Origin of the sequence: Nonomuraea sp. NPDC050404 (genome assembly GCF_040655495.1) — a bacterium.
Lineage (GTDB): Bacteria > Actinomycetota > Actinomycetes > Streptosporangiales > Streptosporangiaceae > Nonomuraea.
The window spans coordinates 646,583-668,600 of the sequence record NZ_JBFAKB010000002.1 but is presented as its reverse complement, the minus strand read 5'-3'; the positions used below and the strand labels follow the sequence as shown (position 1 = coordinate 668,600).

Here is a 22,018-nt window from a genome sequence, read left to right as displayed (position 1 = left end):
GGGCGGGGGGCCCGCCACGGGGCGGGGGGCGCCCCCGGCCGCCGGGGAGCGCCCACGGCCTTCCGATGCCATCATCTGCGCGATCACCTGTCAGGGCGTCTCGAAAGCGTCACGGCCCTTGACTCCACGGACTCGCGGAATTTACGTTCGCGGTACTTATCCGGTTCAGCAGGCCCTTCGGGGCCCGCGTCTACTACATGAGCTCACCGGTCCCTTTTTCGCTCCCGCTGGGAGCGCTCCCACAAGAGGTCCGGTCCATTCGGGGGGTCTGACAGCGTACGTACCTTCGCGCCGGGCGCGGAGGAAGGAGAGAAGCGATGCGTAACCGGGCTCGGATTATGATTCCGCTGGTGGCGGCGGGCCTGTTCGCCGCGGCCTGCAGCGGCGGCGGAGCCACGCCGACCCCACCGGCCGCAGGACAGCAGAGCAGCGCCGCGGCCGCCAATCCCGATCAGCTTCCGCGTAACGAGACGCTCTACACCACGGGCACCCAGTGGGGCCCGCCGCCCAACTTCAACCCGATCAGGGAATGGGACTCGGCGGTCGGCACCAAGGGCCTGGTGTACGAGACGCTGTTCCACTACGACCCCAACGCGGCCAAGCTCAACCCGTGGCTGGCGCAGAGCGGCTCCTGGACCGGCGACACCACGTACGAGGTCAAGCTGCGACCGGGGATCAAGTGGGCCGACGGCCAGCCCTTCACCGCCAAGGACGTCGCCTTCTCCTTCGAGCTCGGCAAGATGGAGACCATCCCCTACCACCACCTGTGGGACTGGCTGAAGAGCGTCGAGGCCACCGACGACCAGACGGTGACCTTCACCTTCTCCAAGGCGAACTACCAGCAGTGGGACTTCAACCTCTACAGCCGCTCCATCGTGCCCGAGCACATCTGGAAGGGCCGGGCGGAGAAGGAGGTGCTCGACGGCATCAACGAGGACCCGGTGGGCACGGGCGCGTACAAGTTCATGAGCAAGGACCAGGACCGCGTGGTGCTGCAGCGGCGCGACGACTGGTGGGGCAAGACGGCGCTCGGCATGGAGCCCAAGCCGCGCTACATCGTCGACATCGCCACCCCGAGCAACGAGGTCGCGATGGGCATGTTGCTGCAGAAGGGCCTCGACCTCAGCAACAACTTCCTGCCCGGCGTGGCGAACCTGGTCAAGGGCAACTTCGGGCTGACGACGTACTACAACGAGCCCCCGTACATGCTCTCGGCCAACACCGCGTGGCTGGTGCCGAACACGACCAAGAAGCCGATGGACGACCCGGCCTTCCGCAAGGCGCTGGCCGCCTCCGTGGACGTCAAGAAGATCGTCGAAAGCGTCTACGGCAACTTGGTCAAGGCCGCCAGCCCGACCGGCCTGCTGCCGCAGTGGGACAAGTTCGTGGACCAGAACGTGGTCTCCTCCGCCGGCTTCGCCTTCGACGCGGCCAAGGCCAAGAAGCTGCTGGCCGACGCCGGGTACAAGGACGGCGACGGCGACGGGTTCGTCGAGAACAAGGACGGCTCCAAGATCTCCCTGAGCCTCATCGTGCCGTCGGGCTGGACCGACTGGATGGAGTCGGCCAGGTCCATCGCCGCCAGCGCCAAGACCGCCGGCATCCAGATCACGCCCGATTTCCCCGACTTCAACGCGCTGGTCGAGCAGCGCGCCAAGGGCGACTTCGACCTGCTGATCAACAACGAGCGGCAACTGTCGAACTCGCCGTACACCTACTACGAGTACATGTTCCAGCTGCCGGTCCAGAAGCAGCAGAACACGGTCAACTTCGCCCGCTACGAGAACGAGAAGGCCTGGGGCCTCGTCCAGGAGCTCGACCAGGTCAAGACCGACGACACCGCGGGCATGCAGAAGGTGATCTCCCAGCTCCAGCAGATCCATCTCGACGACATGCCGGTCATCCCGCTCTGGTACAACGGCCTCTGGGCCCAGTCCAGCACGAGCGTGTGGAAGAACTGGCCGGCCGCGAACGGCAGCGCGCCCAAGACCGGCGCCGTGATGTGGCGCAACTGGCTCGAACTGGGCGGCTTCGAGACGCTCACCCAGCTCCAGCCGTCGGCCTCCTGACGATCTGACCGGACGAACCCCGATCCCTCCGCCCCGCGTATCCCCGGGGCGGAGGGACTCTCCCGGAGAAAAGAGCTCGTGCGTCGATATTTCGGCAGGAAACTGCTCATCTATGGATTGACCTTCTTCGTCGCCGTCACGGTCAACTGGATGATCCCGCGCTTCATGCCGGGCGATCCGGTCGCCAGCATGGTCGCGCGGGCCAACGTGGCCAAGCCCGAGGCCGTCGAGGCGATGCGGGCCTACTACACCGCCCTGTTCGGTTTCGACCAGCCGTTGTGGCAGCAGTACGTCAACTTCTGGGGGGCGCTGCTGCGCGGCGACTTCGGGATCAGCATCTGGTTGTTCCCGACGCCGGTCAGCGACGTGATCACGATGGCGGTGCCGTACACGCTGGCGCTGATCGTGCCGTCGGTGTTGCTGAGCTGGGTGGTGGGCAACCAGTTCGGCGCCTACGCCGCCCGCCGCAAGTTGCTGGACAACACCGTGCTGCCGGTGGGCTACGTGCTGACGGCGATGCCGTACATGTGGCTGGCGGTGCTGCTGGCCTGGGGGTTCGGCGTGCTGCTCGGCTGGTTCCCGGTGGCCGGCGGCTACAGCTTCTCGATGCGGCCCAACTGGTCGTGGACGTTCGTGCTGGACCTGCTGCACCACTGGACGTTGCCGTTCCTGTCGTTGTTCCTGGTGGCGCTGGGCGGCTGGGCCATCGGCATGCGCAACATGATCATCTATGAGCTGGAGTCGGACTACTCCAACTACCTGTCCGCGCTCGGCGCGCCCAGCAGGCTCATCCGCAGGTACGCCTTCCGCAACGCCGTCCTGCCGCAGATCACCGGCCTGGCCCTGCAACTGGGCGTGCTGGTGGCGGGGGCGCTGGTCACCGAGATCGTCTTCGCCTATCCGGGCCTGGGCAGCCTGATACTCAAGGCCATCCAGAACAAGGACTTCTTCCTCCTCCAGGGCACGTTCCTGTTCATCGTGCTCGGCGTGCTGATCGCCAACTTCATCATCGACATCGTCTACGTCGTGGTCGATCCGCGTACCAGGGCGGGAATGGCGGGTGCCCAGGCATGACGGCCCTACAAGATGTCGCGCCGCGCGAGCCGGCCGGGGTGCGGCGCGAGGCGCTCTACTTCGCGGTGCGCAACGGCAAGCTGATGGCCGGGTTCGGCATCGTGCTCGCGCTGCTCCTGCTCGGGCTGCTCGGGCCGGTGCTGCTGCCGGGCGCGCCCAACGAGTACGGCCCCAAACCCATGGCCCCGCCGTCCGGCGAGCACTGGTTCGGCACCACCACCTTCGGCCAGGACGTCTTCCTGCAGTTCGTCTACGGCCTGCGCGCCACGTTCGCGGTCGGGGTGGTCGGCGGCGGCATCGCGGCGGTGATCGGGATGCTGGTCGGGTTCGTGGCCGGCTACCGCGGCGGGATCGTGGACGAGATACTCAACATGCTCACGAACGTCATCCTGGTCATCCCCACGCTGGCCGTGCTGCTGATCATCAACGCCTACCTGGGCATCCGCAGCGTGGCCGTGCAGGGCCTGTTCATCGGCCTGACGCAGTGGCCGTGGGCGGCGCGGGCGATCAGGGCGCAGACGTTCTCCCTGCGTACCCGCGAGTTCGTGGACCTGGCCAGGATGAGCGGCGCGGGCACCGGCAGGATCATCGCCAGGGAGATCGCGCCGAACATGAGCTCCTACCTGTTCATGACGTTCATCCTGCTGTTCGGCGGCTCGGTGCTGATCGCCTCCTCACTCGACTTCATCGGCCTCGGCCCCACCGAGGGGGTCTCGCTCGGCCTGATGTTGCAGAACTCCAACCAGTGGAGCGCGTTGCAGCTGGGCCTGTGGTGGTGGTTCGTACCGCCGGGAGCGGCCATCACCGCCATCGTCGGCGCCCTGTACGTGGCCAACGTCGGGCTCGACGAGGTCTTCAACCCGAAACTGAGGGAGACATGAGCCTCCAGGTCAGCGAGCTGCAGGTGTACTACAGGACGCTCAAGGGCGACGTGCGCGCCCTGGACGGCATGTCCTTCGAGCTCGGCGACGGCGAGATACTCGGCCTGGTCGGCGAGTCCGGCTGCGGCAAGAGCACGCTGGGCAAGTCCCTCATCCGGATGGACAGCCGCATGCGCCGCGTGGGCGGCACGGTCGTGCTCGACGGACACGAGCTGCCCATCGACGACGACCGCGCGATGAACGAGTTCCGCTTCGCCGAGGTCTCCCTCATCCCGCAGTACGCCATGAGCGCGCTCAACCCCACCCGCAAGATCCGCAAAATGGTCACGGAACTGCTCAACTCGCGCGGCGCCACCCTCGACCTCGACGAACTGGAACTGCGCATGTCCCAGGTCGGCCTGCCCCGCGAGGTGCTCGACCGCTACCCGATCGAGCTGTCGGGCGGCATGAAGCAGCGCATGGTCATGGTCATCTCGACCCTGCTGAACCCGTCCCTGCTGATCGCCGACGAGGTCACCTCCGCGCTCGACGTCTCCACCCAGAAGTCCGTGGCCCGCGCCCTGCTCGGCTTCCGCGACAGCCTCTACGTCAAGAGCATGATCTTCGTCACCCACGACCTCGCGCTCACCCACCACATCGCCGACACGATCATGGTCATGTACGCGGGCAAACTGGCCGAGAAGGCCCCCGCCGACGTGATCGTCAAGGCGCCCCGGCACCCGTACACCAAACTGCTGCTGGACGCCCTGCCCGAGGTCGGCGTCCGCTACACCGACCGCAGGCTGGAAGGCATCGCCGGCAGCCCGCCGTCGTTGCTGAACCCGCCCACCGGCTGCCGCTTCCGCGACCGCTGCCCGATCGCGGGCGAGGAGTGCGCCGAAGATCCGCCGGTGACCGAGCTGGCCCCCGACCACCACGTAGCCTGCTGGAAGGCCTGATGCTGAGACTCCACGACGTCACCAAGGAATTCCGGATCGGCGCCTTCGGCGGCGGGCGCGTCGCGGCGGTCAAGGGCGTCAGCTTCGAGGTCGTGCCCGGCGAGGTCGTCTCGCTGATCGGGGAGAGCGGCAGCGGCAAGAGCACGATCGGCCGCATGATCCTCGGCCTGAACGCGGTCACCAGCGGCTCCATCACCTTCGACGGGCTGCCCGTGCGCGCGGGCAAGGAGTACTACCGCCGCGTCCAGGGCATCTTCCAGGACCCGTTCAGCTCCTTCAACCCGGTCTTCAAGGCCGACCGGGTGTTCGCCATGATCAAGGACGCGTACTACCCGGCCGTGCCCGCGCCGGAGTGGGACGAGCGGGTGAGCACGTCACTGAGCGACGTGCGGCTCAACCCCGGCCAGGTGCTCGGCAAGTACCCGCACCAGCTCAGCGGCGGCCAGTTGCAGCGCCTGCTCATCGCCCGCGCCCTGCTGCTGGACATCAAGCTGCTGGTCGCCGACGAGATCACCAGCATGCTGGACGCCTCCACCCGCATCGACGTGCTCAACCTGCTGGCCGAGCTGAAGGTCAGGGGCCTGAGCGTGCTCTACATCACGCACGACCTGTCCCTGGGCAACTACCTGGCCGAGCGCACGGTGGTGCTGCGCAGCGGGACCGTGGTGGAGATGGGCCCGACCGAGCGGGTCTTCGGCGACCCGCTGCACCCCTACACGCGCGAGCTGCTGTCGGCGGTGCCGCGCCTGCACGCGGCCTGGGACGACGCCGTGCCCGTGGACACCTGCGTCTACCACGGCAAGGGCGGCACGAACGGGCTGGCCGAGGCCGCGCCCGGGCACTTCGTGGCGTGCGCACAGCTGGAGACCTGCCAAGGAGTGAGCAGTTGAATCACCGTCCGCTGCACGGGGGCTGGACCCTGTCCTCCAAAGACCTGGACGGGATCCCGGCGACCGTGCCCGGCTGCGTGCACACCGACCTGCTCGCCGCCGGGGTGATCGGGGATCCGTACCTGGACGACAACGAGCAACGGCTGGGCTGGATCGGCCGTACGGAATGGACCTACCGCACCTCGTTCACCTGGTCGCCGGACGGGCACGAGCGTACCGACCTGGTGTGCGAGGGGCTGGACACGGTGGCCGAGGTCACCTTGAACGGGGTGCCGTTCGGCGAGACCGCCAACCAGCACCGCTCCTACCGCTTCCCCGTCCGCCACCTGCTGCGCGAGGGCGGCAACGAGCTGGCGGTGCGCTTCTCGTCGGCCTACGACTACGCCGGGGCGCGGCGGGCGGCGCTGGGGGAGCGGCCGGGGGCCTACGACGAGCCGTACCCGTTCATCCGCAAGATGGCCTGCAACTTCGGCTGGGACTGGGGCCCGAACGTGGTGACGGCCGGGATCTGGCGGCCGATCGGGCTGGAGAGCTGGTCGCGCGCCCGGCTGGCCGAGGTGCGCCCGCTGGCGCGCGCCGACGGCACGGTGGAGGTGCGCGTACGGGTCGAGCGGACGACCGAGGAGCCGCTCACCCTGTCCGCCGAGGTCGCCGGCGTCACCGCCGCACAGCGCGTCGAGGGCCGCTCGGCGGTGCTCTCGCTGCGGGTGCCCGGCGCCGAGCTCTGGTGGCCGCGCGGCCATGGGGAGCAGCCCCTGTACGACCTGACCGTGCGCCTGGAGGAGCAGGAGTGGACCGGGCGGATCGGGTTCAGGGACGTCGAGCTGGACCGGGAGGCGTTCCGGCTCAAGGTCAACGGCGTGCCGGTGTTCGTCAGGGGTGTCAACTGGATCCCCGACGACTGCTTCCCCGCGCGAGTGACCAGGCAGCGGCTGGCCGAGCGGTTCGGGCAGGCCACGGCCGCCGGGATCAACCTGCTGCGGGTGTGGGGCGGCGGCCTGTACGAGTCGGACGACTTCTACGACCTGGCCGACGAGCTGGGCCTGCTGGTGTGGCAGGACTTCCCGTTCGCCTGCGCCGCCTACCCGGAGGAGGAGCCGTTCCGCTCCGAGGTCGAGGCCGAGGCCAGGCAGAACGTCGCCAGGCTGGCCCGGCACCCGAGCCTGGCACTGTGGTGCGGCAACAACGAGAACCTGGAGGGCCACGCCGACTGGGGCTGGCGGGAGAAGCTGGCGGGCCGGAGCTGGGGCTCGGGTTTCTACCACCACCTGCTGCCGTCGATCGTCGCCGAGCTGGACCCGGGCCGGCCGTACTGGCCGGGCAGCCCCTACTCCGGCACGCCCCTCGCCCCGCCGAACGACCCCGCGAGCGGCACGGTGCACATCTGGGACGTCTGGAACCGCGAGGACTACCTCCGCTACGGCGCCTACCGGCCGCGGTTCGTGGCCGAGTTCGGCTTCCAGGGCCCGCCCGCCCATGCCACCCTGCGCCGAGCCTCCTCCGACGAGCCGCTGACGCCGGACTCCGCGCACCAGAAGGCCATCGACGGGCAGGCCAAGCTGCTGCGCGGCCTCGGCGAGCACCTGCCGCGGCCGGGCACGTTCGACGACTGGCACTACCTGACCCAGCTGAACCAGGCGCGGGCGATGGCGTTCGGGATCGAGCGGTTCCGCGCGCTGATGCCGTACTGCATGGGCACGATCGTCTGGCAGCTCAACGACTGCTGGCCGGTCACGTCCTGGTCGGCGATCGACGGCGACGGGCGGCGCAAACCCCTGTGGTACGCGCTGCGCCGCGCCTACGCCGACCGGCTGATCACCGTGCAGGACGGCGCGGCGGCCCTGGTCAACGACACGGCCGAGCCGTGGGCGGGCGAGCTGAGCCTGGCCCGCCGCGGCCTGGACGGCAGGCCGCTGGCCAAGGAGGTCGTCACCGTGTACGCGGCGCCGAGGTCGGTGCTCAGGGTGGCGCTGCCGGCGTCCGTGGCCGAGCCCGACGACCCCGCCCGCGAACTGCTCACCGCCCGCCTGGACGAGGCCCGCGCCGTGCGCTGCTACGCCGAGGATCTTGCCGTGGCCTTCCCGCCGGCCGCCTACGACGCGCACGTGGAGCGCCTGCCGGACGGCTACCGGGTGACCGTCACCGCCTCAAGCGTGCTGCGTGAGCTGGCGCTCTTCCCCGACCGGCTCGACCCCGACGCGAGCGTGGACGACCAGCTCGTGACGCTGCTGCCGGGCGAGAGCGCCGTCTTCGGGGTCGCCACCCGGCGCGAGCTGGACACCTCCGCCCTGACCAGGTATCCGGTGCTGCGCTGCGTCAACGAGGAGCCCTTCAGACCCTGAACTCCTCGGTACGGTGCGCGTAGGCGGGCAGCGCGGCCCGCATCTCGTCGGTGACGTGTGGCGGCGGCAGCGGCGCGATCTCGCGCTCGTGGAAGTCGCGCACGTCCTCGCCCTCGTCGAACAGCGCCTGCGTGGCCCGCAGGCAGGGGCCGACGACGCCGGGATCGGTGACCCGCCTGCCGCCCCGGCCGCCGCCGTGCTCGTCGTACAGGACCTCGTACATCAGAGTCGGGGAGAAGACCACCAGCTCGGGTACGGGCTCCAGGTCGCGCACGCGGGCGGCGGGCACCACCCGGCAAGGTGAGCCCGCCGCCGCGCGCAGTGCCAGGACGTGCATCTCCCACTGCAGGTAGGCGGTGATCGGGAACTCGACCACCCGCACCCGCCGTACGGGCTGCCGCCTGGCGAAGTATTCGGCCAGCGGTTGTGCGACGCGCTGGATCAGGGCCAGCGAGCGCTCCCAGTCGCCGTCCATCATGGCCCGCCAGCTCGCCACGTCGGGCTCGAAGAACTCCTGCGCCCGCTCCAGCTTCCACATCGGCTCCGTGCAGACCACGTGGTCACGCTCGAAACCGGCCTGGTAGGCCGGCACGTCCAGGACGGGGCCGTCTGCGTCGGCGACGGCGGCGAACGGATTCCTGAGGCGGACCCGAGTGCCCTGCTCGGTCATACGGCTTTCCCCTTTGCTGTGAACACCCGCCCAGATCATCAATGGGGCCCTTGACCGGGTCAAGGCCCAAAAACGATCTGGGCGGGGTCGCTCAGCGCCGGTAGTGGAAAGCGCGGTGGACCAGGGTGAACAGCATGGCCCCCAGCCACACCGCGAGCAGCACCTTGAAGATCCCCGAGCCGCCCACGAACAGCCCGATGATCATCAGCACGAACAACATCGGCAGGATCGGATGCGGCCCCCGCCGGTGCCGCATCTGACCGCGCCTGCCGGCCCAGGCGGCGTGGCGCATCTCGCGCTGTGACTGGCGCATGGACTGCATCTGCTGCCGGTGGGCGTGCATGGCCGCCCGCCAGTCGCCCATCTCGTGGGGGTGGGCGGGCTCTCGGTAGGCGGGCTCCTGCCCGGGAAGGTCGGCCATCAGCTCGGCCAGCTCGCCGCCCGTCTTGGCGGCCAGCGTGCGGTCGAGTCGCTCGTCGAGCTCCTCGTGGGTCAGGCGGCCCAGCGCGAAGTGCTCTCGCAGGGCGGCCATCGTCTGCTCGCGCTCGGCGTCGCCGATACGGAGATCCTTGCGGTCCATGCCAGGCTCCTCGCTCTCCTCAGCGCTATTCGTCGCCCGGCTCGCCGTCGGCCAGGATCTGGTAGAGCCTGCGCCGGGTCTCTATCAGAGTCTTACGCGCTTCGCGGATTTGTGCGTCGTTCCCGGTCTGCAGAACCTGCATCATCGCGAAGGCCGACTGCCGGGAGATGTGCCAGAGGTCGGCGGTGTTGTCGTCGATGTCCGGGCGCATCTCGTCCCACGGGGCGCGGACCTCGTCGGCGTGCGACTCGACGTAGTTGCGGCCCTCCTCGGTGAGGCGGAAGGTCTTGCGGCCCTCGTTCTCGGCCGAGATGACCAGCCCCTCGTCGCTGAGCTGCTGCAGCGCCGGGTAGACGGCGCCCGGGCTGGGCTTCCAGCCGCCCTCGCTGCGCTCGGCGATCTCCTGGATGATCTGGTAGCCGTTGCGCGGCTCCTCGGCGAGCAGGGCCAGGATCGCGGCGCGCACGTCGCCCCGCTTGGCCTTGCGGCCACGCCCGCCCCAGCCGCGGTGGCCGCCGAACGGCCCTCCGGGGCCGCCGAACGGGCCGCCGCGCCCGAAGTCGAACGGGAACGGGCCGGGCGGGCCGCCTCTCCTGCCGCGGTGCCGCCGGTCGTGCGGGCCGCCACGGTCGCCGGGGGCGCCAGGGTCGCCGCGGTCACCGTGGCGGTGGCCGCTCATCTGCTCGAACGCGTCGGTCAGGGCGTGGATCGCCTCTCGGGCCGCGCGCTTGTACTCACGTGCGCCGGGCCAGGGCCCGCTCGCTGCGGTGTGGGAAGTCATTTTTCCTCCTATATCGTGATCTATTCTCGATGCGTCAAAGATATATCGATAGTGTGTCGTTAGCAAGCCGGGGGAGGAGTGAGCCAGATCACGAAAAAGTTGCGGAATCCGGGAACAGGATTGGGAGGGACGCCGTTGTACAGATCAGACGAGGTCGTTCCGCGTCGGCAGGGCTGGGGGGTGCTGTCGCCGCGGAGACGACCTCGTCTGCGTTTGCGGCCCTTTCGCGTCGCGGTTGTCACTTCGCCGGCCACATTCCCGTGACCTCAGGCCGCGCCTTCCCGCGTAAAGAAGTTCTTTGCCGTACAGTCCCGATCATGATGGGGCATACGCACGCGTTGACCGGGGCCATCGCCTGGCTGGGGCTGGCGCCGCCACTGGCCGCACTGCCGTTGCTCAATGAGAGCTCCCGCTTTGTCGAGACCGGGATCATGGCCACCGCGCTCAGCCCCGCCGAACTGATCGCCGGAGCGATCATCTGCGCGGGCGCCGCGATGTTGCCCGACCTCGACCACCCGAGCGCGACCATCGCGCAGACGTTCGGGCCGGTCACGTGGGGGCTCAGCAAGGTCGTCTCGTGGATCGGCGGCGGGCACCGCGGCGCGACGCACTCGCTGGCGTTCGCGGTGGGCATGGGGTTCGGGGCGCACTGGCTGGCCACCACCTATCCGATCGGGCGCGACATCATGGTCGTGTTGCTGATCGGGCTCGCCCTGCGGGCGGTCGGCGTCGGGATCCCCGGCAACAAGATGGGGTCCGTCATGATCAACATCGGCATGACCGCCGGTCTGTACGCCGTGTTCCTCTCTCTCGACGTGGGTTATGCCTGGCTGGGGCTGGTGGTCGGGATCGGCTGCTTCGCCCATGTGGTCGGCGACTGCATGACGGAACGGGGATGTCCCGTGTTGTGGCCGCTGGCGGCCAAGTTCGTGCTGCCGTGGAAGATCGGCATCAAGACGGGCCGGAAGTTCGAGACGAAGATCCTGGCCCCGATCCTCTCGGTGGCCATCGTGGGGCTGCTGTTCTGGCGGCTGGGGCCGGTTTAACTTGATGTCGAGATATTCTAGAGATATCTTGACGTCGAGACATCCGCCCGCGTGCCTGGTGGTTAGGGTTACCTAACGTGTTGTTCGCTCGGGGAGTGCGGCAGGATTCTGTCTGAAAACCTGTCTATGGAGGAGGCGAATCATCGTGTCCGCGAACAGCTTCGGCAGCCGTGACACGCTACGCGTCGGCGACGCGTCGTACGAGATCTTCCGGCTGGATGCCGTCGAGGGCGCCGCACGCCTCCCGTACAGCCTGAAGATCCTGTTGGAAAACCTCCTCCGCACCGAGGACGGCGCCAACATCACCGCAGACCACATCCGGGCGCTGGGCGAGTGGGACCCGAAGGCGGCGCCGAGCGTGGAGATCCAGTTCACGCCCGGCCGCGTCATCATGCAGGACTTCACCGGCGTGCCCTGCGTGGTCGACCTGGCCACCATGCGCGAGGCGGTACGCGACCTCGGCGGCGACGCGGCCCGCATCAACCCGCTGGCCCCGGCCGAGATGGTCATCGACCACTCGGTCATCGTCGACTACTTCGGCCACCCCGACGCCTTCCAGCGCAACGTCGAGCGCGAGTATGAGCGCAACCGCGAGCGCTACCAGTTCCTGCGCTGGGGCCAGACGGCCTTCGACGAGTTCAAGGTCGTGCCGCCCGGCACCGGCATCGTGCACCAGGTCAACATCGAGCACCTGGCCCGCGTGGTCATGACCCGCGACGGCAAGGCCTACCCCGACACCTGCGTCGGCACCGACTCCCACACCACGATGGAGAACGGCATCGGCGTCCTGGGCTGGGGCGTCGGCGGCATCGAGGCCGAGGCCGCGATGCTCGGCCAGCCGATCTCCATGCTCATCCCGCGGGTGGTCGGCTTCAAGCTCAACGGCAAGCTGCCCGCCGGCGCCACCGCCACCGACCTCGTCCTGACGATCACCGAGATCCTGCGCAAGCACGGCGTGGTCGGCAAGTTCGTGGAGTTCTACGGCGAGGGTGTCTCGTCCGTGCCGCTGGCCGACCGGGCCACGATCGGCAACATGAGCCCCGAGTTCGGCTCCACCTGCGCGATCTTCCCGATCGACGGCCAGACCGTCGACTACCTGCGCCTGACCGGCCGCTCCGAGGAGCAGATCGCCCTCGTCGAGGCCTACGCCAAGGCCCAGGGCCTGTGGCTCGACCCGGCCGCCCCCGAGCCCGAGTTCTCCGAGTACATCGAGCTCGACCTGGCCACCGTCGTCCCGTCGATCGCCGGCCCCAAGCGCCCGCAGGACCGCATCGTCCTGTCGGCCGCCAAGGCCACCTGGCGCCACGACGTGCAGAACTACGTCGAGGACGGCGTGGACGAGGCCGGCCAGGAGACCTTCCCGGCATCCGACGCGCCCGCCTCCAACGCCACCGCCAACGGCGGCCGGCCGCACAAGCCGGTGCCCGTCACGCTGGCCGACGGCACCACGTTCGAGATCGACCACGGCATCGTCTCGATCGCCGCGATCACCTCGTGCACCAACACCTCCAACCCGTACGTCATGCTCGGCGCCGCCCTGCTGGCCCGCAACGCCGTGGAGAAGGGCCTGACCCGCAAGCCGTGGGTCAAGACCTCGCTGGCCCCCGGCTCGCAGGTGGTCACCGGCTACTTCGAGCGCTCCGGGCTGCAGCCGTACCTCGACAAGATCGGCTTCAACCTCGTCGGCTACGGATGCACCACCTGCATCGGCAACTCCGGCCCGCTGCTGCCGGAGATCTCCGACGCCATCCAGGCAGGCGACCTCGCGGTCACCGCCGTGCTGTCCGGCAACCGCAACTTCGAGGGCCGCATCAACCCCGACGTCAAGATGAACTACCTGGCCTCGCCGCCGCTCGTGGTGGCCTACGCGCTGGCCGGGACCATGGACCTCGACCTCGACACCGAGCCGCTGGGCCTGGGCAGCGACGGCGAGCCGGTCTACCTGCGCGACATCTGGCCCTCGCCGGAGGAGATCTCGGCGGTCGTCAACTCCTCGATCGGCCGCGACATGTTCGAGCGTGACTACGCCGACGTGTTCAAGGGCGATGACCACTGGCGCTCGCTGCCGATCCCGACGGGCAACACCTTCGAGTGGGACCCCGACTCGACCTACGTGCGCAAGGCCCCCTACTTCGACGGCATGCCGGAGAAGCCGGAGCCCGTCACCGACATCAAGGGCGCCCGCGTCCTGGTCAAGGTCGGCGACTCGGTCACCACCGACCACATCTCGCCGGCCGGCTCCATCAAGACCGGCACGCCCGCCGCCCAGTACCTGCGGGCCAACGGCGTCGAGGTCAAGGACTTCAACTCCTACGGCTCGCGGCGCGGCAACCACGAGGTGATGATCCGCGGCACGTTCGCCAACATCCGCCTGCGCAACCAGATCGCGCCGGGCACCGAGGGCGGCTACACCCGCGACTTCACCCAGGGCGACGGCCCGGTGTCGTTCATCTACGACGCCTCCGTCAACTACGCCGCGGCCGGGACGCCGCTGGTCGTGCTGGCGGGCAAGGAGTACGGCTCCGGCTCCTCGCGCGACTGGGCGGCCAAGGGCACGGCGCTGCTGGGCGTGCGCGCGGTCATCGCCGAGTCCTACGAGCGCATCCACCGCTCCAACCTGATCGGCATGGGCGTGCTGCCGCTGCAGTACCCCGAGGGCGGCTCGGCCGAGGCCCTGGGCCTGACGGGCGAGGAGACGTTCGACATCACGGGCGTCGAGGAGCTCAACAAGGGCACCGGAATCCCGCAGACGGTGCACGTCAAGGCCGGCGACGTCGAGTTCGACGCGGTGGTCCGCATCGACACGCCCGGCGAGGCCGACTACTACCGGCACGGCGGCATCATGCAGTACGTGCTGCGCTCGCTGCTGGCGAAGTGAGCTAGGTCTTTCCGTGCCTCCGCCCGGTCATGAGCCGGGCGGGGGAGCGGGAGTTGGGGCGAGATCCTCACGCGCCCCGTATCGGGGGAACCACCCGACACCTGAGAGCCGCCCCGCGGGACACCCCCCGCAGGGCGGCTCTTCGTCATCCGGCTTCCTGGGGAGTTTATTCAGGAGGCGGGTCGGTGGCCTCCGGCGAACAGCCGGGCGACGAGCTCACCACGGCTGGAGATCCCGGCCTTGCCGAAGACGGCCTTGAGATGGCCACGCACGGTGTGCGGGGAGATGAACAGCGCCGCCGCGATCTCCGAGGTGGACAGCCCCTGCGCCACGAGCCGGGCGATCTCGAACTCGCGCGGCGTCAGACCGTGCGCCTCGGCGACGATGACCGCCAGGTCGGCGGGCGTCGCGGGCTCGATGACGAGCACGACGGGCCCCGGCCGCCCACCGGCCCCGCTCAGGCACGAGGCCCGGCAGCTCAGCCACCGCCCGTCGCGGGTCCTGAGCCGGATGCGGGCATTGCCGCGATCACGGCCCTGCGCGATGGCCCGCGCCTGCAACACCGTGCCGATCACCCAGATGGGCAGGTTCATCCCGAGCGCCGACGGCACGACAGGCCCGTCCGGCAGCGCCGCGAGATGTTCCCGCGCCTCCTCGTTGATCGAGGTGGCCTCGCCGTGCTCATCGAAGAGCAGCAGGCCGGGCGCGGAAGAGCCCTTCCCGTCGTCGGGCTCGTACGGGCCCGCGAAGCGGCGCAGCCGGTCGGCGAGCGGTCCTGACAGCCCGGCGACCAGCGCGATGTCGCCTTCGCCGAACGCCGGAGCCCCCCGCATCCTGAACAGGCTCACCGACCCCCACGGCCGGCCGCCCACCCGCAACACCGCCCGCAGCTCATCGTCCACGCCCAGTTCCTCAAGCAGACTGCGGAAGCGGGCGCTGCGCCCCGGCAGATCGCCGGTCGCCGCGCGCAGGCCGGCCACGGGTACGGCGGCGCGGGCGAGATCCCGGAACGGCAGGACGTTCTCCTCCAGGAGCTCACTCTCCCAGTAGGCGCCGCATCCTTCGCCCGAGCCCAGGTTCTCCACCAGCATCGGCGCGGTGACCAGGCCCGTCTCCGGGTCGGTTGCCGACCACACGGCGGCGTCGAACGGCACCAGCCGCTTCAGCCCCGCCGAGGTGCGGCCGAAGCAGTCCAGGACGTCGGTCGCCCGATCGGCAGCCGACAGGATCTCGGCGTGACGGTACGGGCGGGTCATGGAACCTCCTGGTGCCGGGTCTCTCGTGAGCGTCAGTCTGGCGAGTCCGTCCTCCATCGCCAACCCCTCGTTTGAGGGGGTCATTCCCGGGCGATCGGCCGCGCGCGGGGGATGGGGCGCGGTCGCGACGCCCGCGAGGCTCGTACCGGTCGTTTCTGGACACGTACGAAGGAGAACACCGTGCACATCGCGATCATCGGGGGCGGTTCGGCCGCGGTCGGCCTGCTGGACGCGCTGGCCATCGGCGAGGCTCACCCGGAGGCGGGGGAGGTCACCGTCTTCGAGCCGGCGGCGAACCTGTGGCGGGGCCGCCCGTACGGGCCGGACCTGGACAGCGTGCTGGTCAACTCCCCGCCCGCCATCATGTCCATCCGCGGTTCCGACCCCGGCCACTACGCCTCCTGGCTGGGACCGGAACGCACCGCCGCCCACCTGGACGGTCTGCTGGGACAACCGCTGGTGCCGCGCTCGCTCTACGGCGAGTACCTGACCGACACCGCCGAGGCCGCCCTGTCGCGGCTACGGGAGCAAGGCTGGCGGACCCGAATCGTCACCTCCAAGGTCGTCGCGGTGACCCGGGACCCGCACTCGGCGGTACGTACCGAGGACGGCGCGGTGACCCGGGGTTCGCGGTCGGCGGCGCGGACCGGGGACGGGGCGGTGGCCCGGGGTGCTCAGTTGGTGCTGCGTACCGGGGACGGGCACGAATATGCGGCCGACCAGGTTGTCGTGTGCGTGGGGGTGGGGACGCCCCAGGACCACTACGGGCTGGCGGGTGCGCCTGGGTTCGTCGGTGATCCGTATCCGCTGGCGTACACGTTGGATCAGGTGCCGGCCGGGGCCGGGGTCGCGGTGATCGGAAGCGGGCTGACGGCCGTCGATGTGGTCGTGTCGCTCGCCGCCCGCGGCCACACCGGGCCGATCACCCTGGTCTCACGCAGCGGCATGCTGCCCGCCGTCTGGCAGCGCCCCCTCGGCCACCAGCGGCGGCACCTGACCGTCGAGCGGGTGGAGGCGCTGCGCCGCGCGTACGGCGTCGTCACCCTCGACGACCTCACCGGGCTGCTGCGCGCCGAGCTGGACGAGGTGGGCGAGGACCTCGCGCCCCTCACGGCGGAACTGCTGTCGGCGGGGTCCGAGCCGCCCGCCGAGCGGTTGCGGCGGCAACTGGCCGCCGTGGACGATCCCGCGATCGCGCGGCGGGTGCTGCAGGAGAGCGCGCACGCCGTCGGCGCGTACGCGTGGCGGCTGCTGCCCGAGCCCGACCGCGACCGGCTGCGCCGGTACTCCCGCCTGGCCGTCGGCGTGGCCTCGCCGATGGTGCCCGTGAACGCCGTCACCTTGCTGCGGCTGTTCGACTCCGGGCAGCTCAGCGTGGTCGCGGGCGTGAGCAAGGTAGAGGCGCTGGAGACAGGACTCCAGAAGGCGGGACTCCCACGAAGAGCGGCGGAGGCAGAACTCCAGGAGGCAGGACTCCTACGGGGAGTGGGCGGCTTCCGGGTGCGGGGTGACGGCGCCGATCTGTACGTGGACGTTGCCATCAACGCCGTGAACCCGCCTCCCCAGGCCGTGCCCCGCACCGCCGAGCCGCTGGTCACGTCGTTGCTCGCCGACGGGCTGGCCGCGCTGCACCCGGCCGGCGGGCTGGTCCCCGCCGACCCGCGCCTGCACGTGCTGGGAGACATGGCCGGCGGCGGGTCGTTCATCACCTCGGGCATCCCCGGAATCGCCGCCCAGGGCGTCCGGGTCGCCGGCGAACTGACCGGGCAGGCGTGAAGACGCCCTGCCGTGCGGGAGCTGTGGCAGGATGACAGATGCCACCCGGCGAAGCTCTATTTCGCCGGGCGGCAACATCACTTACTTAGAACGCGTCGCTGATCCACTCGGTGATCTCAGTGACGACCTCGTCCGGAGCGATTCCGATCCTTTTCGAGAATCGCTGCGGGGAGACGCTGCGCGTGTGCTCGATCATGGCGTAGCTGGGCTTGTCCAAGCCGGTGCCTTCGGTGGGCACGGGAACGTGGTTGTCCCACCCCCGGTGGACCGTGGTCAGCGGGACAATGATCTTCACCGGAGTGCCGGAGTTGAAGGCGTCGTTGCTGACGACGAGCACGGGGCGGGAGTAGCCCTGTTCACGGCCGATCGGGTCGCCTAGGTTGGCGAACCAGATCTCGCCCTGAATCACTCTCATCTCTCTCCTCGGGAAACGTGATGAGCCCCTCCCACTCGGGCGCGATGCGGGTGGAACTTGGTGGCGGGCCTTGGACCAGCTCGGATTCGGCGAGATAGTCCGCCCAGGCTTGCGGGTCCTCTCTCCTCGTCTGCTCCATCTGCTCCGCGACGTGCTGCCAGCGTTGTTTCCTCTCCATCTCGCGGATGGCCTGGTCGATGATCGCGGTCATGGGTTCACCTGCCTTCTTCGCCAGTGCTGCGATGCGGTCTCGGGTTTTGACGCTTACGCGTATGGTTGTCGCTTTCGGCTTCATGGCCATACTCCTGAGATTACGTACGCGTCTGCGGGAAACAATACAACGCCCCGGTCACTCTCGGGGCGCAAATGGAAACGGAGAGTAAAGATGGTTGACTCTCCTGCATGAGCAATGTGGCTTTGGTGCTGGTTGTTGGTAGTTTGGCCGTCTTTGTGGGGGCGATCGTCCAGGGCGGGGTGGGTTTTGGGCTGGGGCTGGTGGCGGCGCCCCTGCTGACCATGTTGGCCCCTGACCTCATGCCCGGCGCCATCCAGGTCGTCAACCTGACCTTGCCGTTGTTCACGCTGGCCACGGAGTGGCGGAAGGTGGACTGGCCGGGGCTCGGGTTCGCGGTGCTCGGCAGACTGCCCGGTAGCGCCATCGGTGCAGTCATTGTTGTCTACGTTTCCGTATACACCAGGGGGATTCTGGTGGCCGTCATGGTGCTGATCGCCGTGGTGCTGACGGCTCGGGCGCTGAGCATGCCGCGCAACGGTTACACGATCACCTCGGCGGGCTTCGTGTCGGGGATCACCGGCACGGCCACGGGCATCGGCGGGCCGCCCATCGCGCTCGTCTACCAGAACGCCAAGGGGCCGCAGATCAGGGCCACCCTGGCGATGTTCTTCTTCCTGAGCGCCGCCCAGTCGCTGATCATCCTCCAGTTCGTGGGGGAGTTGCCGCTCCAGGCGCTGACGGTCGGGGGCGTGCTCATCGTGCCGATGGTGCTCGGGTTCCTGGTGTCGGGGCCGCTGCGGCGCTACCTCGACGGCGGCAAGGTGCGGGTGGCGGTGCTGGTCGTGGCGGCGGCCTCGGCGGTGGCGCTGATCCTGCAGAACGCGCTCACCGCCTTGGGCCACCTCTGACCTCACCTCACCAGAAGGCGGTCAGTCCGCCGCTTCCGGCTCATCTCGCCAGGAGGCGGTCAGTCCGCCGCTTCTGGCTCGTTTCGCCAGGAGGCGGTCAGTCCGCCGCTTCTGGCTCGTTTCGCCAGGAGGCGGTCAGTCCGCCGCTTCTGGCTCGTTTCGCCAGGAGGCGGTCGGGCCGCCTCTGGCTCAGCTGACCGGTGTGTTCATGTCGGTTTGGATCTGGGCCGGGGTCAGGGCTCGGTCGTAGATGCGGACCTCGTCGATCTGGCCGCTGAAGACCTGGTTGAGCAGGCCGTTGCCGCCGATCCGCAACGAGGAGCCGTCGGTTCGCATGGCTCCCGTGACGGCCTGCTGCGCCACCTGCGTGCCGTTGACGTACAGCCGCAGGACCGAGCCGTTGTACGTGGCCGCCAGGTGGGACCAGGTGTTGACGGGCAGTGCGGCGGTGCCGGGCAGGTCGGAGGCCGCGGTGGTGTGGATGCGGGCGTGCGGGCGCTGGTCGGGGGCGCCGGCCGACAGGGCGTAGGCCAGGCCGCCGGAGTGCCGTTTCATGATCACGGTACGCCAGCCGCTGACGCTCGACGGCCGTACCCACGCCTCCACGGTCATGCCGGTCGTCAGCCGCAGTTCAGCGGCGTCGGGGACGTTGACCCAGCTCAGCAGGCCGTTGAAGGACAGGGCCCGGCCGTACCTGCCGCTCGACGTCCGGCTCGTGCCCGAGGAGGTGCCGTTGTTGCCGTTGCCGGAGGAGTCGGCGACCGTGCTGCCGGAGCTCTCGTTCATCCCGTACGCGGCCACCAGCCCGCCCGACGGCGGCACCAGCGTGTAGGCGGCCGTGTACGTGGCCGCCGTGGCGGGCGCGACCACCTGGTGCGAGGCCGCCCCGCCGTCTGACCACGACGCGAAGGCGTAGCTCTGGCCACCGGCGCTCTGCGGCGACGGCGCGGAGACCGAGTTGCTGGACCCGACGATCACCGTCCGGGTGAACGGCGTGGCGACCTGCTCGCCGTTGAAGCCGAGCCGCAGGGCCGACGGCGTGGAGGCGAAGGTCAGGTTCACGGTCCTGGGCTGCAGCAGCACGCTCTCGGTGTCGGTCAGGCCGTGCGCGTCGGTGACGGTCAGGCGCAGCTCCAGGTGTGAGGGGTACTCGTGGTCGGGAGCCTGGAAGGAGCCGCTCGCCCCGGTCATCGTGGTGATCTCGTGCTCATGGCAGGTGCTGGGGCAGTGATGCAGGATGAGCGACCACCGCATGCGCGAGCCGGGGATCGTACCGTCCTGGGCGTCGGTCCCGCTCCCGGAGAAGGCGATCGACTGACCGACCGCCCAGGTGGTGGAGGCCGTCGGGGCGGTGATGGCCGCCGTCGGCGCGGTGTTGGCCACGTTGATCGTCACGGTGGCGTCGTCCTGGCCGCCACGGTTGTCGGTCACCCGCAGCCGTACCACCGGCGAGCCGGGCTGGGCGTAGGTGTAGGACGGGGTGACGGAGGAGGAGTCGTCCAGTTCGCCGTCTCCGTCCAGGTCCCAGGCGTAGGAGAGCGGGTCGCCGTCGGCGTCGCTGGAGCCGGCGGCGGAGAAGTTCACGGTGAGCGGGGCGTTGCCCGAGGCCGGCGTGGCGTTGATGACGGCGTTGGGCGGGGTGTTGTTGAAGATGTAGCGGACGATCGTGCCGTTCGTGTAGTCGACCGCGAACAGGTCGCCGCCGGGGCCGGTCTCCAGCTCGACGGCCGGGATGCCGGAGTCGAAGTTCGCCACCGTGGCCGGGTCGGGCAGGCCGTTCGCGCCCCTGGTCATGACCCAGACGCACGAGCGGCTGTAGTCGGAGAAGAACAGCGCGCCGTCGTAGGCGTCCGGGTAGTCGCCGCCCTGGTAGAAGGCCACACCGCTGGAGGAGGAGCCACCCGTCGGGCAGGGGTCGTTGGGTGCCGGCCTGGAGTTGTGGTTCCAGGCGAAGTACGGGGCGGCGTGCGCGGCGGCGCCGGCGGTGTACAGGTTCTCGCACAGGGTCAGGTTGAGGTTGTCGTAGCCGCCCTGGCGGCCCGCGCCCTCGTAACAGGGCCAGCCGAAGTTGGGTACGGTCGTCGTCGGCGAGGTGACGCGGTTGATCTCCTCGAAGGTGCTCCAGCCGACCTCGCCCGACCAGATCTCGTTCGTGCCGGGACGGTTGGTGATCCGGAACGGGTTGCGCAGGCCGTGGGCGACGATCCTGGCGACGTTGGGGTCGGTGCTGGACGCGTTGGGGTTGCCGGCGGCAGCAGCACCCGAGTCCGGATTTATGCGGATTACGGTGCCCGCCAGACCTGCCGGGTCGGCGCCGGTGCGTACGTCCTGGGAGCGTAGCGCGCCACCCTCGGCGGCGGGCGGGGTGAGCGCGGTGCCCACCGGGGACGGCGGGTCGCCGCACGGGTTGTCGGGGGTGATGTCGGTGGCCGGCACGTTGTCCTGGCCGTAGTCGGCGAAGTTGAAGCTGGCGCCGTCGCCGCCGGAGGCGTACAGGGCGCCGTCGGGGCCGAACTGCAGGTCGCCGACGGAGTGACTGGGGTGCTGCTGGCACCAGTCCGTGATCAGCGGCGTCTCGGCGCCCGCCGGCGAGATGACCGACAGGCGGCCGGTGACCAGGCAGCCGTCACCGGTGGCGCCGGGAGGGGTGGGGCAGGGGTCGTCGGTGCCGCCCGGGGTGCCCCAGCGCGGGGCGGTGCCGCCGGGGACGGCGTCGTAGGCGTACAGGACGTACAGGCGCGGGTCCGTCGGGAAGTTCGGGTGCAGGGCCAGGCCGAGCAGGCCCCGGTCCCAGAAGTTGTGCACCTGGGTGCGCAGGTCGGCGTAGATGCTCGGGGTGGTGTCGGCGAGCGAGTCGAACACCTTGATCAGCCCGCTCTTCTCGGCCACGAACACCCTGCCGTCCGGCGAGAACTCAAGGTTGGAGGGGTGGTTCAGGCCGCTGAAGACGGTCTGTTTCTGGAATTGGGCGGGTAACGCCCCGGCGGGTGGAACGTTCCCGGTGATCAGCGCGACGGAAATGAGCAGGATTGAGCACAGGGCTCTGCAGAGCCGCTTCACGGAACCCCCAGTTGGGTGAGAGCAGCGTCCCCGCACGCCGAATGGCCTTGATCGATGTATGCCAGATGAACGGCCTGTTTGTCACGACTTGTGTCCACTACTGGACGCCCGGGGGTTTCGTACGAACCGATCACCCGCCCATGTACGGTCGTTCAGTAGCAGTCGTGCGGCATGAGCCGACACGGGAGCCCTCCCACGTCGTACGGCATCCGCCGACGC

At 69.5% G+C, this 22,018-nt stretch carries 16 protein-coding genes; 10 read left to right on the top strand and 6 right to left on the bottom strand.

Annotated elements, in window-relative coordinates:
- Positions 1-317 precede the first annotated feature (317 nt).
- The 6 genes from AB0I81_RS08315 to AB0I81_RS08290 all read left to right on the top strand — a co-directional run bounded on the left by AB0I81_RS08315 (position 318) and on the right by AB0I81_RS08290 (position 8,194).
- Positions 318-2,069, top strand: coding sequence for an ABC transporter substrate-binding protein (locus tag AB0I81_RS08315; RefSeq protein ID WP_360652005.1), 1,752 nt, complete (start codon positions 318-320; stop codon positions 2,067-2,069).
- Between the two features lie 78 nt (positions 2,070-2,147).
- On the top strand, positions 2,148-3,143 hold the full coding sequence (locus tag AB0I81_RS08310; protein ID WP_360652002.1) for an ABC transporter permease: 996 nt from the start codon (positions 2,148-2,150) through the stop codon (positions 3,141-3,143).
- On the top strand, positions 3,140-4,024 hold the full coding sequence (locus tag AB0I81_RS08305; RefSeq protein ID WP_360651999.1) for an ABC transporter permease: 885 nt from the start codon (positions 3,140-3,142) through the stop codon (positions 4,022-4,024). The genes AB0I81_RS08310 and AB0I81_RS08305 overlap by 4 nt, the downstream gene beginning before the upstream one ends.
- On the top strand, positions 4,021-4,962 hold the full coding sequence (locus tag AB0I81_RS08300) for an ABC transporter ATP-binding protein (RefSeq protein WP_360651996.1): 942 nt from the start codon (positions 4,021-4,023) through the stop codon (positions 4,960-4,962). The genes AB0I81_RS08305 and AB0I81_RS08300 overlap by 4 nt, the downstream gene beginning before the upstream one ends.
- Complete coding sequence (locus AB0I81_RS08295; RefSeq protein WP_360651993.1) at positions 4,962-5,852, top strand: ABC transporter ATP-binding protein; 891 nt, start codon at positions 4,962-4,964, stop codon at positions 5,850-5,852. Before AB0I81_RS08300 ends, AB0I81_RS08295 begins: the two co-directional genes overlap by 1 nt.
- A complete protein-coding gene (locus tag AB0I81_RS08290) occupies positions 5,849-8,194 on the top strand; it encodes a glycoside hydrolase family 2 protein (RefSeq protein WP_360651990.1) in 2,346 nt (781 codons plus the stop codon). Before AB0I81_RS08295 ends, AB0I81_RS08290 begins: the two co-directional genes overlap by 4 nt.
- Here the strand turns inward: AB0I81_RS08290 and AB0I81_RS08285 are convergent.
- The 3 genes from AB0I81_RS08285 to AB0I81_RS08275 all read right to left on the bottom strand — a co-directional run bounded on the left by AB0I81_RS08285 (position 8,184) and on the right by AB0I81_RS08275 (position 10,225).
- Positions 8,184-8,864 (bottom strand): DUF6879 family protein, encoded by a 681-nt coding sequence (locus tag AB0I81_RS08285; protein ID WP_360651988.1) that lies wholly within the window; start codon positions 8,862-8,864, stop codon positions 8,184-8,186. The two genes, AB0I81_RS08290 and AB0I81_RS08285, sit on opposite strands and share 11 nt — an antisense overlap.
- A 91-nt stretch (positions 8,865-8,955) precedes the next feature.
- A complete protein-coding gene (locus AB0I81_RS08280; protein ID WP_360651985.1) occupies positions 8,956-9,444 on the bottom strand; it encodes a DUF1707 domain-containing protein in 489 nt (162 codons plus the stop codon).
- Positions 9,445-9,469: 25 nt separating this feature from the next.
- Positions 9,470-10,225, bottom strand: a complete 756-nt coding sequence (locus AB0I81_RS08275) for a PadR family transcriptional regulator (protein WP_360651981.1) — start codon at positions 10,223-10,225, stop codon at positions 9,470-9,472.
- A gap of 317 nt (positions 10,226-10,542) precedes the next feature.
- Between AB0I81_RS08275 and AB0I81_RS08270 the strand changes: the two genes are divergently transcribed.
- Both AB0I81_RS08270 and acnA read left to right on the top strand, forming a co-directional pair.
- On the top strand, positions 10,543-11,271 hold the full coding sequence (locus AB0I81_RS08270; protein ID WP_360651978.1) for a metal-dependent hydrolase: 729 nt from the start codon (positions 10,543-10,545) through the stop codon (positions 11,269-11,271).
- Between the two features lie 145 nt (positions 11,272-11,416).
- Positions 11,417-14,149 carry an aconitate hydratase AcnA gene (gene acnA, locus AB0I81_RS08265; RefSeq protein ID WP_360651975.1) on the top strand — a complete coding sequence of 911 codons (2,733 nt, stop codon included), beginning with the start codon at positions 11,417-11,419 and terminating at the stop codon, positions 14,147-14,149.
- A gap of 170 nt (positions 14,150-14,319) precedes the next feature.
- Here the strand turns inward: acnA and AB0I81_RS08260 are convergent, their stop codons facing one another.
- A complete protein-coding gene (locus tag AB0I81_RS08260) occupies positions 14,320-15,405 on the bottom strand; it encodes a helix-turn-helix transcriptional regulator (RefSeq protein ID WP_360651972.1) in 1,086 nt (361 codons plus the stop codon).
- Positions 15,406-15,585: 180 nt separating this feature from the next.
- On the opposite strand from AB0I81_RS08260, the gene AB0I81_RS08255 reads away from it, so the two are divergent.
- Positions 15,586-17,181 (top strand): FAD/NAD(P)-binding protein, encoded by a 1,596-nt coding sequence (locus AB0I81_RS08255; RefSeq protein WP_360651970.1) that lies wholly within the window; start codon positions 15,586-15,588, stop codon positions 17,179-17,181.
- Between the two features lie 85 nt (positions 17,182-17,266).
- Here the strand turns inward: AB0I81_RS08255 and AB0I81_RS08250 are convergent, their stop codons facing one another.
- Positions 17,267-17,596 carry a type II toxin-antitoxin system PemK/MazF family toxin gene (locus AB0I81_RS08250; protein WP_360651967.1) on the bottom strand — a complete coding sequence of 110 codons (330 nt, stop codon included), beginning with the start codon at positions 17,594-17,596 and terminating at the stop codon, positions 17,267-17,269.
- A 402-nt stretch (positions 17,597-17,998) separates the two neighbouring features.
- Here AB0I81_RS08250 and AB0I81_RS08245 point away from each other — a divergent pair, with 402 nt between their 5' ends.
- Positions 17,999-18,739 carry a sulfite exporter TauE/SafE family protein gene (locus tag AB0I81_RS08245; protein ID WP_360651964.1) on the top strand — a complete coding sequence of 247 codons (741 nt, stop codon included), beginning with the start codon at positions 17,999-18,001 and terminating at the stop codon, positions 18,737-18,739.
- Between the two features lie 189 nt (positions 18,740-18,928).
- Here AB0I81_RS08245 and AB0I81_RS08240 read toward each other — a convergent pair whose 3' ends face one another.
- Positions 18,929-21,799: a LamG-like jellyroll fold domain-containing protein gene (locus tag AB0I81_RS08240; RefSeq protein ID WP_360651962.1), complete on the bottom strand. Its 2,871-nt coding sequence runs from the start codon at positions 21,797-21,799 to the stop codon at positions 18,929-18,931.
- Positions 21,800-22,018 lie beyond the last annotated feature (219 nt).